Consider the following 12,602-nt stretch of genomic DNA (forward strand, 5'->3'; position numbering starts at 1 on the left):
AGGATAAGGATATGTTAATTTTAGTAGGCTATATTGTAATACTACTCTGTGTGTTTGGCGGATTCAGCCTGACAGGCGGCCATCTCGCCGCTATCTTTCAACCCGTTGAATTATTAATCATTGGAGGAGCCGCTATAGGTTCTTTTATCGTTGGTAATAATACTACCGTTTTAAAATCTGTTCTAAAAGCTCTGCCTGCTACATTTCGCGGTCAGAAATCAGCAAAACAAGCATCCAGTGATTTGTTAAGCCTTCTATACCATTTACTCAGTAAAGCACGGCAACAAGGGCTAATGTCACTGGAAACCGACATTGACGAGCCGGATAAAAGCCCAATTTTTACCAATTATCCCAATTTAATGAGTAAACACCATTTAATAGAGTTCATTTGTGATTACTTAAGATTGATTATTACTTCCAACATGCAGCCGTTTCAATTGGAAAGCTTGATGGACATGGAGATTGAATCTCACCATGAAGAAGAAATGATCCCGGCCAATGCCATCACCAAACTGGCTGATGCCATGCCTGCTTTTGGTATCGTTGCAGCAGTATTGGGTGTTGTCCATACTATGGAATCCATCAGCCTGCCTCCCTCTGAATTGGGAGTTTTAATCGCCCATGCGTTAGTGGGAACCTTTTTAGGTATTTTAATCGGTTATGGCTTTGTTGGGCCTATAGCTACCGCTATGGAACAAAATGCCAATCAAAATCAGTTGATGCTGCAATGTATAAAAGTTACTATACTGGCAAGTTTGCACAATAATCCCCCTATTATTGCTACTGAATTTGGCCGTAAAGTATTATTTACATCACAAAGACCTTCATTTAATCAGTTAAATGATGAAATAAAAAATGCCAAAACTGCTCAAGCAACAACTCAAAACTCTGAAACAACAGAAGCTACGTCCAGTTAGGTTACAGCCATGAGCGAAATAAACGATATCAGCGACCCAATCAAAGATGATCTGGAAAAAAAGGACAAACGGGAAAAAAAAGAAAAAACCACTCACTTTACTCCTGTCATTAAAAAAATCAAAAAAAATGATCATAAGCATCATGGTGGTTCATGGAAAATAGCCTTTGCTGATTTTGTAACTGCGATGATGGCCTTCTTTCTGCTCATGTGGTTAGTTGCTTCGTTAAACAAAGCCCAAAAAGCAGGTATTGCCGAGTATTTTAAACAACCAATGAAAGTAGCTCTATTTGGTGGAGAAAGTATGGGGAATAGAAAAGCAACGATCAAAGGAGGAGGCCCTAATATTGAAGACACAGATGGCCAGGTTTCTGCCACCAATAAACCTTTAATCAATGAGAGCATAGCAAAAGATAAAGAAATTGTTGAATCTCAAGCGAATGAAATAAAAAAACTTGAAGAGTTGAAATCAGAGATCAATTTAAGCATGGAAAAAGATCCCTCTCTTGCCGGTCTAAAAAAACAACTCCTGATGGATGTGGTTTCCGATGGCTTGCGTATTCAACTGATAGACAATCAGAAAAAACCGATGTTTGATGTGGGCTCTGATAAAATCAATCCCGAAATTGAGCCCATCCTTGCCAATATCGCAAAACTACTCAATTCTGTACCCAATAAAATAACCATTCAAGGGCATACTGATGCCAATCCTTATCATAATCCTGATGAGTTGGAGTACACCAACTGGGAATTATCCGCGCAAAGAGCAAATGCAGCAAGACGCGCACTGATAAAAGCTGGCATGGATGAAAATAAAGTCATGACTGTCACAGGTTATTCTTCCACTGTTCTTCTTGATAAAGCAAATCCCTATAACCCTGAAAATCGGCGTATTAGCATCATTGTCATGAAAAAAGGGGCAGAAAACAAAATCAAGGTCAATAAATAACTTGGCATTCGACCAAGGCTAGCCCCGCTTTTGAGAGCTTTTCATTAAAATTAATACTATTTACTTTACAAATTAACATTCACAACATCAGAACTCATAATGCATTCACCATCTTGATTAACCATAAGATAAATCCTGCTATCGCCATTTTTATACAAATGAAAAATAATTCGATAAATGGTTACCTCACCCCCTTCAATCTGAACCGCTTTGGGCTTCATATCCGACATAAATGCATAATAATTACTTAAACCGAGCGGATACAGTGTTTCGCTCCACTTGGTCGATTGCAACTGCCTTAAATGAGCCAGCCCCATATTTCGCTCAAAGTTATAGTCATAATCAACAAAAACTTTTGCACTATGCAGCAAAGCCGGGCATGAATCACCACGCTCTGTATTGGCTAGAGTAAAAAGAATACTTGCGTGGGATGGAAGTGAGTGAGAAGAATAGGCTGAATTCAATAAACTCCATGCGATCATAAACAAAATGATTCGTTTCATAACTACTCCATTAATTAAACCTGGTTCAAGAAACATTCTTATTACAATACGAATTCATTTGCAACAATTTAAAAGAATAAGATCGGAATGAGCCTAATGAATTATTCAAAATGGCAAAGCCATTTTCCTGACTTCTTACCTTAAATTAATCTCTTGCTTTGTTCGTTTCAGTTGGATATGATTTAGGCCACAACTGTTGAAATATTGTCTTTGTAGTGTTAATATTGATCAGATTGTGGGGCGCCATTTTACTAGTATTAAAACGAGGATGTTTTTCATGTCATCAAATGAATCTGCAGCTATAGTATCTCCGATAGTCAACCAAAAACTATCGCAATGGAAAAAACAAGATACGATTTGGATGTTAAGCCTCTATGGCACAGCAATCGGTGCCGGAACTCTTTTCCTTCCTATAGATGCTGGTCTTAATGGCATTTTGCCTTTAATCATTATGACAATTCTGGCCTTCCCCATGACTTATTATTCTCATAGGGCTTTATGTCGTTTTGTCCTTTCAGGCTCGTCCTCACACAATGACATCACCGATGTTGTAGAAGAGCATTTCGGCTCATTTGCGGGTAAGATGCTGACTATTCTGTACTTTTTTGCGATTTATCCCATTTTACTGATGTACAGTGTCGCAATAACAAATACCACGGAAAGTTTCCTGATTAATCAAATGGGAATTACCCCTCCGCCACGAGCTCTTTTAGCGATCATATTAATTCTTGGGTTAATGGGTATCGTGCGTTTAGGACAAGACATTATTGTCAAATCGATGTCGGTATTGGTTTATCCTTTTGCCACTATTCTATTTCTGCTTTCGCTTTATTTAATTCCAAATTGGAATAACGCTATTTTTATCCAAAGCAATTCCTTACATGCCAATGGAGGGCATGGACTATTAATGACTTTATGGTTAATTATTCCAGTGATGGTGTTCTCCTTTAACCATTCTCCTATCATTTCCTCTTTTGCTGTGAATCAAAAGCAACAATACGGTAGCCAAGCTGACGAGAAAAGTTCATTAATTATGAAATACAGTCACTTGATGATGGTATTCTCTGTAATGTTTTTTGTATTTAGCTGTGTGTTGAGCCTGTCACCTCAGGATCTTTTGCAAGCAAAGCAACAAAATATTTCCATTTTGTCTTATCTGGCGAATCATTTTAATACCCCTATTATGGCCTATATTGCGCCTGTTATTGCATTCATAGCCATTTCAAAATCTTTTCTGGGACATTATTTAGGTGCCAAAGAAGGCTTAAGTGGAATTATTGTTAAATCATTAAAATCAACAACAGGCAAAACAATTAATAAGAACTCCCTGCACAGAATCATTGAAATCTTTATGATTCTGACTTGTTGGGCTGTTGCTACAATTAATCCTAATATTTTAAAAATGATTGAAACGTTAGGAGGCCCCATCATAGCTGTCTTATTATTTATCATGCCAATGTATGCCATTGCTAAAGTGCCAGCCATGAAAAAATACAGTAATCAAATCAGTAACGTATTTGTTACCGTCATGGGGATTATTTCTATCTCAGCCATCATTTATGGCTTAATTTAACAATCAACCCAGTAGTTCCATCTATTTATTAAGGCGTATAATACGCCTTAATAATATCGCTATAAATTGGTATTTCGCCTCAATAGAATGGACTTAGATTTTATTTTTTGATAACGATACATCCAAAAATACATTATCCAAAGTACTGCTGTCCCTGGAATCAAATAATGAATGTCTTTTTATATCTTTAGTATCCAAACGCGCCAACTCCTTATCAATCATATAATCAATCTCGCCTTGCGTTGTAGACCATCCATAAAGTCCTCTGATTTGACGAACAATCCATAGCCGACTTCTCAATTGACGTATATACATTAAAGGCGCATTTTCTGATTTTGTTCCCTTACCATCTACTTCCTTTTTTAATTTTAAAAGTATCCCTCTTAAACTGAGATTGTTTTGATTGGCCTTTATAAATTCAGAAATACATTCCACTGCCAACATCTTTTTGAATTTCAAGCAATACTGATGATCTTCACCGATATCCCTGAGCACTTCTTTCAGTTCATTATAAGTTTTAGCCTTAATGGCTTTATTTAGATAAGGGGTATGAAATTGATAGGATCTGATATTTTCAATTTTATCGAACTCTTCAAACTGTTTTGTCCGATTGGCTCCATTGGTCAATAAATGTTTCATGATAAAACGATAATCTTTACGCACATCAGCAGGGTGAACTTTGGACTGCCCTGCCATCTGTAAAGCGATATCCAGAGGAGTTTTTCCTGAGCTATTTTTAGCATTGATGAATTGTCCATACATGCCAATCGTCTCGTCATAACGATAATCGCCTGACTTGATTGCTATATGCAATGGAGTATCCCCATCCTCAAAAACAGCGGAACAACAAAGGTTATGGTTATAATCTAACAATTGTCTAATTTCATTTTCAAAAGACTCTCTCTCTTCTTCTGGCAAGTTATTCAGGATTTCATGACATAATAAATCTCGTTCTTTTCCATTTTGGGAAAGAATAAAATCACGAAAATCTTTTAGAGAAAATAACATCGCTTTTAAACGCGCCTGTCTGGCCAGCATCGCTTGAATTACCAGAGAAATATGCGCTCTGTCTGAAGCATTATTCTCATCAAAGCAGACCTTTAAGGTCGCCTCCATTTGAGATTGAGAGATTAAAATATGCTTGTAAAAAGACCGCCATTTTGCTTTGTTAAACTCTTCCACATGGGATAAATCTGCAAAAGCCTGAATTTCAGCATAGGTACGATAATCTTTATTATCCCATGGTTTATAAAAAAAGCTGGTTTTGGTTGGCCAATAACCATTAGCAGAATATTTTAAATTAGGAAACTTCAACAAGTCTTCTTCAGTGATATCAAAAGCATCACATCCATCAAACAAATGGCAGAATCTTCTTGTTGTAAATGACATGATGCTGTCAACAAACATTAAATCATGATCGATTTTGAAAAAGACAACTCGCGGTTTTCCTTTTTTCTTCACCAAATAAAAACCAAAATTCCCTTTATGCAAATCATCCTCTTCCAACGTGTACGAAGTAGCCAATATACTTGCCAAAGAGGCATAATCTATGCTCAATTTATTATTTTTTTCTGCCGCCAGTAATTGATTAAAAAAACCTTGAGGCAATTTATCCAGGAAATAGAAAGGTATCTCGTTCGCGCTAGTCACCCGCTTTTCAGTATAGTCACATCCATTCCTTGGAGCATTCAAAGTATAAAACGGCTGCTTCAATCCTTCTTTATTTTCAATAACATAATTTAAATGCTCTACTATCAATCCCTGTACTTTATTAGCATCATTCACTACCATTTTTTGAAAGGAAGTTAATCCATTATCTAAAAATAATCGAGCTAACTGACTAAATGCCACTTCCATGCGAGATAAGTTAGCATTACCAAACTTATTTTTCTTATAAATAACTCTAAAATGTTTTTCAGACGGATCAGAAGGATAATAAACTGCATCAAGATAAACTTCATGCCCTGAAAAAGAAGGGGCACCCAGATAAATATCTTTAAGATTATAAACTCTAGGCATAGATTGGAAGAAAAACTAACAAATTAGACTATAATTTTATCACAATGCTCCAATCAAAACAATGTATAAAAATAATGCATAATGGATCAAATTTTATCTATATCATCAGGTTGTATTTGAAGGTTCTCATCTTGAACATTAAAATTTTTTTCTTCACCCAAGCGAATTTGTAAGCCCACATTATTTTTTGAATCCGCATACTTAATCGCATTCTCTTTGGTAATTTTTCCTTCTTTATATAAATTAAACAAAGCCTGATCGAAAGTCTGCATTCCTTGTTCTGTACTTCTTGCCATGACTTCTTTAATATCGTCTATCTTCCCTTTTTCAATTAAATCAGAAATATAAGGAGAATTAATCAAGATCTCCACCGCTGCAACACGCTGATTATCTATTCCTGGTATCAAACGTAATGAAATAATTGCTTTTAAATTAAGAGATAAATCTAACAATATTTGTTGTCTTGCCTCATCGGGGAAAAAATTAATCACTCTATCCAGAGCCTGATTGGCGTTATTGGCATGTAAAGTAGAAATGCACAAATGTCCTGTTTCGGCATAAGCTATGGCGTGTTTCATTGAGTTAAGATCACGAATTTCACCAATTAATATCACATCAGGCGCTTCTCTCATTGCATTTTTCAATGCATTGTCATAGCTTAGAGTGTCAATGCCTATCTCTCGTTGATCAACTATTGATTTTTTATGCTGATGTATATATTCAATAGGGTCCTCTATTGTTAAAATATGCCCCCTATGATTTTCATTGCGATGATTGATCATCGCAGCCAGAGTCGTTGATTTACCTGATCCCGTGGATCCAACAACTAATACTAAACCTCGCAACTCCAAAACCAGAGACTTTAAAATTTGCGGAAGATTTAAATCTTCTATAGAAGGTATTTCGCCCTTGATATAACGCACTACCATAGCCACTTCACCACGTTGCCTGAATAAATTGATTCGGAAACGACCTACCCCAGCTAACGAAAAAGCCATATTGAGCTCCATTTTGGACTCAAATTCTTTTTGTTGTGCGTCATTCATAATAGATAAAACAATTTCTGCCATTTGATTTGATTTGATAGGAACCTGGCCAACAGGTGAGGTGACTCCTTCGATTTTAATATTCGGCGGCGCCCCAACACTGAAAAACAAATCTGAGGCACCTTTATCCACCATAAGCTTAAAAAAAGGAGTAATATCCATAAGTTAACTCGAAATATTATTATATTCTTAAGTTTAGTAGAGACTCCTGAATTTGCTAGGTTCTGTTTTTTTGATTATTTTCTGATTCTTTAACTCAGTAGAGGTACGGGGGTCTCCAGTCGACTGTTCCTGTGCTCCAATTCCGTCTTGCAAACTTCTAAAAACCCTCTTTTTGCAGCAAGAGCTTCCTCTGAAGACATGCTCATCCTGGATACCTCAGCATATAATTTACTTAAAAACTCAGCACATTCGAGCTCGGAGTGCTCTTCATGCAACCTCTCCACACGTTGCTCGTTTTTATTTTTATCAATTAATTGATTGCTTAGTACACTTGGAGATAACATGCCTTGCAAATAAGGGGTATAAAAAGGAGACATGTTCAGGCGCTCAGTACCATCGTCTTTTCCGGGGGTACAATAGAATCTCTCCAGTGCCTGCTTATACTTTGACACCCTCTCCGCGCCCAAAAACTGATCATAATGAACTATGCCCGCGGGAAAATTTTTTCCCAAATGATTTCTGGGAGTAATATTCATCTCATTTAAAAAGGACATGAATCCCTTTTCAAAATTTGTAATCCCCGGTGCTTCAGGGTGAGTGACTACGTCTATCGCTAAAATACGCTCATCATCCGACGAAGTAAAACTGGTTGATAATCCGCCGTTAGTACCCTTAAGATAACGAACATAAATCGCATAAGTGACAGGAAACTCCCCTTTACTAGCCGCTTCGTTCAACATGGCTTCCATTTTTTGTAAAATAAGCTCTAATTTTTTTCCTGCTTCGTCGTCTTTGACTGGAATCAAATAACTCACATCCCTCATCTCTTTTGGAAAAGCAACCTGAGGATGGGTAATATGATTTTCATAATCTACTTTGGGTGCAGTACCACGAGTACCTGTGACTACTGCTGCTGACAGCAACATAAAAGAAGGTAATAAATGTTTTAATCCTGAATCCAGTAAAAAGTCCATCGCTGAGGCACCAATACGAACTTGTAACTCTTGAGCAAAAGAACGAATATCCGGATCATAGGGCGCATTTTCCCTTTTACTTGGTTTGTCTGTCGTATAATTCCATTGACGAATTTGCCATTTGGAAACCAGTTTATCCGATTCAGGACATCCGTAACTTGGCATTCCCATAATACTAATGTATTGGTTATTTTTTAATATCTCACTTAACCTGCCTGTCATTTCTTTGGTATTGGGGAATAATTCTATTGTTTCGCATAAATTGAATGCCTTAACCGCCCGTAGTTTCATGCTGACGACTATACCCAACAACCCACTATGACCACCTATCAAATCTTTGAAATCAGGATGATCGGAATTAATTTCACGCAGATTGCCATCCATATCACAAACTGTAACCGATTCAATTAAGCCACTAAATGCCGGCTCATCACGCCCGGTACCATGTCCAGCTGTTCCAGCCAAGCCCACAGGAGTCACACAATAAATCATGCTAACAGTTGACAAGGATAACTGATGATTTCGCAGAAAATCTGCAAAATCACCCACTTGCATGCCTGCACTTACTTCCACCAAAGTCACAGGAAGTCTGTGAATGGGATTGTCCGGATTAAAAACAGGGGGATTCTTTAATGGGCCGATCACTTTTGCGTGATGAAATTTTTTTGCAAAACGGATAATTACATCGGTACCTGCCGTATCAGGAGATGCTTTACCCCCTACGACCTGAGAAAAAGAAAACCCTTCATTGTACTGACTTTCTTGAGCTTCGCTCCAAGGAAAAAAACAACAGCTATTACCCGGTTTATCAGTCCATCCAGCAGTAGCCCGCACAGTAACCTTATCTTCAGGTTTCCTGTCAGAATTCAATTCCTTAACCGCTTTAATAACTGTCTGAACCTCTTTTACATTCTTAACTTCGACTACAATAGCAGCTGAATTATTAACACTCTCCATGTAGTTAGACCAACCAACAGAATGAGGGATCTTATTTTGATTCAAAATTTGAATGAACTTGCTTTTTAACTCCTTAGATAACGCCATAATTACTCCTTGTAATATTAATCATCAAACGGTTAAACATGGAAATAAAGGATGATCCATACTTGCGCCTGCTGGTATTTCGTCCGTCAAACCAGGAAAATCAGGTGAAGTAGTCCATGACCTGGGAGCATGCGTAATATCATCACCTAAAAAACGCACAGAAAATACTCTCCTTCTATGTTTTCCCTCGACTCCTCTTGCCATATGTAAAGTCAGCATATGAAAACAGACCACATCACCAGGCTCAATTTCCCATCCAATAATCGGATACCTCGCACGCGCCTCTTCTATAGGAGGCAACTCCTGCAAACTTCCTTCAGGAAACCATTTTGCCTGATTGTCTAAAAAGGTTCTTGGCATTAACCAGGGGCCCAAGTGAGAGCCAGCTACGAACTCCAGAGTTGAAGAACGACTGACAGGATCAACCGGGATCCAGAAACTACAGTTTTGTCTTCCCTCAATATTATAATAGGGTTGATCCTGGTGCCAGGGTGTAACCTGACGTGTCCCTGGCTCCTTTACTAACAAATGATCATGATACAACCGGACTGTTTGGCTTTGCATCATTTGAGCGGCAACTGCTCCTAAATTCGTATCAAAGATAATTCGTTGATAAAAAGGATTTTTTTGCCAGGTACAAAAATCCTCAACAAAATAGCCGGGATCATCTGGTCTGCTGGCTATTTTGGCACGGGAACTCAAGGAAGATAAATTAAATTCTATTCCTTCTTTTAGAATTGCAATGTCATCCGCATTTAAAAATTGGCGAAGACACACGGCACCATCACGATTAAAATCGCGGAGAATGTCTTCATTCACTTTGTATTCAGGCATGATTGCTTTTTGATAACTCACATTTTCTCCAATACATCTCGCAAATGTTTAACCGGCTCTATCACCATAGAATCCAGTTGCTGCTTGGGGGCATTGGCAAAAGGAACTATAGCACGCTTGAATCCATGTTTTATAGCTTCTTTAATGCGTTCCTGACCACTTTGCACTGGTCTGATTTCTCCTGCCAATCCCACTTCACCGAATATGATGGTTTCACTGTCAAATATACGATTACGCAAACTGGAAATCACTGCGGCCAACAACGCCAAATCACTCGCTGTTTCTGTTACCTTTACCCCCCCGACTACATTGATAAAAACGTCTTGATCGTAAGTGGCAATACCTCCATGGCGATGTAAAACGGCTAACAAAATCGCCAGGCGATTATGCTCTAGACCCGCAGTAACGCGTTTCGCTTGCTGACCGTGGGCTTCATCAACCAATGCCTGTACTTCTACCAGCATAGGTCTTGAACCTTCCCATGTCACCATCACTGCACTGCCTGGAGTAGGTTCAGGTTGACGAGATAGAAAAATAGCCGATGGGTTGGCTACTTCCTTCAAACCTTTGTCAGTCATGGCAAATACACCTAATTCATTGACTGCGCCAAAACGATTTTTGATTGCGCGAATGACCCTGAAGCGACTATCGTTCTGCCCTTCAAAATAGAGGACACTATCCACCATATGTTCTAATACCCGAGGCCCGGCTAATGTTCCTTCCTTGGTGACATGGCCTACCAGGAAGACCGCCGTATTGCTCATCTTGGCATAACGCACCAATTGCGCTGCTGATTCCCTCACTTGACTAACTCCTCCCGGCGCAGAGCTTATGGCTTCAGTAAATATGGTTTGTACCGAATCGACGACAATAATGCGCGGTCTTTCCTTTTGAGCTTGAGCAATGATGGATTCAACCTGTGTTTCTGCCAATAGCCGCAATCCGGCCAAAGGTAGCCCCAATCTTTGGGCACGCATGGCAACTTGTTGTAATGACTCTTCCCCCGTCACATACAATACGGTTTCCTGCATAGACAAATTTGCGAGAGTTTGCAGCAACAAGGTAGATTTACCGATCCCTGGATCCCCTCCAATCAAAACAACCGAACCATAAACCAGACCACCTCCTAAAACCCGATTGAGCTCGGATATGCCGCAGTCCATACGCACTATTTTATCCATGACGACGTCTTCAACCGCAGTAATGACAGAACGTTGATTTGCCCATTGCCCGCTTCGTAAAGTCCTGTTTTCTGGCACAATCCCTTCTTCAACAATGGAATTCCAAGCGCCGCATTGAGTGCATTGTCCTGCCCACTGTTTAAAAACAGCTGCGCATTGATTACAAACAAACTGGGTCTTCACTTTCATAATTTTTGCCTTGATTAAAGCATTTTACTCAGTACATCCATGATAACTCGTGCCGAAAATATTTACCTTAAATAATTTTTTAAACGAACCAAGACTTAGCTCATTTTGAAGAGTCTTTTTTCCTTTATTGCATTCAATTTACGAAATATTTATTAAAACTTTACTTTTCAAAAACACTATCTTGCTTTATTATTTGCCGAAGTGATTTTTTTATAAAAACTGAGGATAAAATTATGGCAAAATTTACCGTGGGTCAGGATCCAGTTAAAGGTTTAACTGAACTTAAAGCATACATGGAAGAGCAAATATCAAAAATTAAAAAAGCAACCACAGAACAAGAAATAGATCAACTGCTCGTAGACGTTTTGAACGAGTACGATGATAAAATGGGTTCATTATCAAAAATTTACAAAGGCGGAAACGAGCAAGTTGAACAGCTAAAAATTGACGTAAGAAAACTTTATGAGCCTTTACGTGATCAATTTAGTTATAACCATCCACAAACACTGGTTGGTGAATTTCAAATAAAAATAGAACAACAACACAAACGGGCTGAAGAAGAAAAGCGTAAGCTGGAAAAACAGCGCGAAGAACAATTGAAACTGGAAAAGCAGCTTGAAGAAGAAAAACAAAAACTTGCAAAGCAATCTGATGAAGAAAAGCGTAAACTTGAAAATCAACAGGAAGAAACTATAAATCAAGCTCTCCTGAAAGTTGATGGAATTCTTCAAGAACTCACACTCAAAATAGACAGGGTCGATCAACATCAGTATAAAAAAGCACACGACACAGCAAATACACTTCTCCAAAGTCTTATAGCTGCTCGCGATGAATATGAACGAGACTTAAGAGCCAATGAATTTTCTCAGGAACTTGCTGGAAGAAAGTTTAAATTAGCTTGTCAAGATGCCGTAAAAATAGCTAAACCGGTTTTAGAAAAAGACTTAGGCTGGGGTGACTACCTGAAAAATCTTTTAAAGTGCTTGGCCAATGCTGTGATTACCGTCTTTACATTTGGTTGCCAACAAGGTTTCTTCACTTATGCACGTCCAGATTCAGCTAAAGCGATAGAAAAAGCTGAAGAAGATTTGGGGCTTCGTCAAACTGCTTCATCACCCAAATAATTAAACGTCAAATAAAAGCCTGACATGCGCTTGGTTAGCTGTCAGGCTTTTTTTATACAATCCAATCTGCCTCGACCAGCAAATGCCA

10 protein-coding genes are annotated in these 12,602 nt (G+C 38.4%); 4 read left to right on the forward strand and 6 right to left on the reverse strand.

Annotation, left to right across the window (positions count from 1 at the left end; all coding sequences use genetic code 11):
• The first annotated feature begins 11 nt into the window (after positions 1–11).
• Together motA and motB are read left to right on the forward strand one after the other, a co-directional pair.
• Positions 12–917: a flagellar motor stator protein MotA gene (motA, locus tag CC34_RS0113230; RefSeq protein ID WP_027227348.1), complete on the forward strand. Its 906-nt coding sequence runs from the start codon at positions 12–14 to the stop codon at positions 915–917.
• A 9-nt stretch (positions 918–926) separates the two neighbouring features.
• Entirely contained in the window at positions 927–1,865 is a 939-nt protein-coding gene (motB, locus tag CC34_RS0113235) for a flagellar motor protein MotB (protein WP_027227349.1), read from the forward strand.
• Positions 1,866–1,930: 65 nt separating this feature from the next.
• Here the strand turns inward: motB and CC34_RS0113240 are convergent, their stop codons facing one another.
• Positions 1,931–2,368, reverse strand: a complete 438-nt coding sequence (locus CC34_RS0113240; protein WP_027227350.1) for a hypothetical protein — start codon at positions 2,366–2,368, stop codon at positions 1,931–1,933.
• A 277-nt stretch (positions 2,369–2,645) separates the two neighbouring features.
• Between CC34_RS0113240 and CC34_RS0113245 the strand changes: the two genes are divergently transcribed.
• Positions 2,646–3,941 (forward strand): serine/threonine transporter, encoded by a 1,296-nt coding sequence (locus tag CC34_RS0113245; protein WP_027227351.1) that lies wholly within the window; start codon positions 2,646–2,648, stop codon positions 3,939–3,941.
• 93 nt (positions 3,942–4,034) lie between these two features.
• Here CC34_RS0113245 and ankK read toward each other — a convergent pair whose 3' ends face one another.
• The 5 genes from ankK to radA all read right to left on the reverse strand — a co-directional run bounded on the left by ankK (position 4,035) and on the right by radA (position 11,390).
• Positions 4,035–5,960, reverse strand: a complete 1,926-nt coding sequence (gene ankK, locus CC34_RS0113250) for a Dot/Icm T4SS effector AnkK/LegA5 (RefSeq protein WP_027227352.1) — start codon at positions 5,958–5,960, stop codon at positions 4,035–4,037.
• A gap of 86 nt (positions 5,961–6,046) precedes the next feature.
• The gene (locus CC34_RS0113255; RefSeq protein WP_027227353.1) at positions 6,047–7,168 is read right to left on the reverse strand and encodes a PilT/PilU family type 4a pilus ATPase; all 1,122 of its coding nucleotides are present in this window, start codon (positions 7,166–7,168) and stop codon (positions 6,047–6,049) included.
• Between the two features lie 89 nt (positions 7,169–7,257).
• Complete coding sequence (locus CC34_RS0113260) at positions 7,258–9,186, reverse strand: FAD-binding oxidoreductase (RefSeq protein WP_027227354.1); 1,929 nt, start codon at positions 9,184–9,186, stop codon at positions 7,258–7,260.
• A 24-nt stretch (positions 9,187–9,210) separates the two neighbouring features.
• The gene (locus CC34_RS0113265; protein ID WP_027227355.1) at positions 9,211–10,041 is read right to left on the reverse strand and encodes a phytanoyl-CoA dioxygenase family protein; all 831 of its coding nucleotides are present in this window, start codon (positions 10,039–10,041) and stop codon (positions 9,211–9,213) included.
• Positions 10,038–11,390, reverse strand: coding sequence for a DNA repair protein RadA (gene radA / locus CC34_RS0113270; RefSeq protein WP_050598233.1), 1,353 nt, complete (start codon positions 11,388–11,390; stop codon positions 10,038–10,040). The genes CC34_RS0113265 and radA overlap by 4 nt, the downstream gene beginning before the upstream one ends.
• A gap of 233 nt (positions 11,391–11,623) precedes the next feature.
• Between radA and CC34_RS0113275 the strand changes: the two genes are divergently transcribed.
• Positions 11,624–12,514, forward strand: coding sequence for a lpg2327 family Dot/Icm T4SS effector (locus CC34_RS0113275; protein WP_027227357.1), 891 nt, complete (start codon positions 11,624–11,626; stop codon positions 12,512–12,514).
• The last annotated feature ends 88 nt before the right edge of the window (positions 12,515–12,602 follow it).

Source organism: Legionella pneumophila subsp. fraseri (assembly GCF_000586315.1).
Lineage (GTDB): Bacteria > Pseudomonadota > Gammaproteobacteria > Legionellales > Legionellaceae > Legionella > Legionella pneumophila_B.

Excerpts from the sequence above, each read along its gene's own strand:
- radA (WP_050598233.1), bottom strand. The coding sequence starts at position 11,390 with ATGAAAGTGAAGACCCAGTTTGTTTGTAATCAATGCGCAGCTGTTTTT.
- ankK (WP_027227352.1), bottom strand. The coding sequence starts at position 5,960 with ATGCCTAGAGTTTATAATCTTAAAGATATTTATCTGGGTGCCCCTTCT.
- CC34_RS0113255 (WP_027227353.1), bottom strand. The coding sequence starts at position 7,168 with ATGGATATTACTCCTTTTTTTAAGCTTATGGTGGATAAAGGTGCCTCA.
- CC34_RS0113260 (WP_027227354.1), bottom strand. The coding sequence starts at position 9,186 with ATGGCGTTATCTAAGGAGTTAAAAAGCAAGTTCATTCAAATTTTGAAT.
- CC34_RS0113240 (WP_027227350.1), bottom strand. The coding sequence starts at position 2,368 with ATGAAACGAATCATTTTGTTTATGATCGCATGGAGTTTATTGAATTCA.
- CC34_RS0113275 (WP_027227357.1), top strand. The coding sequence starts at position 11,624 with ATGGCAAAATTTACCGTGGGTCAGGATCCAGTTAAAGGTTTAACTGAA.
- CC34_RS0113245 (WP_027227351.1), top strand. The coding sequence starts at position 2,646 with ATGTCATCAAATGAATCTGCAGCTATAGTATCTCCGATAGTCAACCAA.
- motB (WP_027227349.1), top strand. The coding sequence starts at position 927 with ATGAGCGAAATAAACGATATCAGCGACCCAATCAAAGATGATCTGGAA.
- motA (WP_027227348.1), top strand. The coding sequence starts at position 12 with ATGTTAATTTTAGTAGGCTATATTGTAATACTACTCTGTGTGTTTGGC.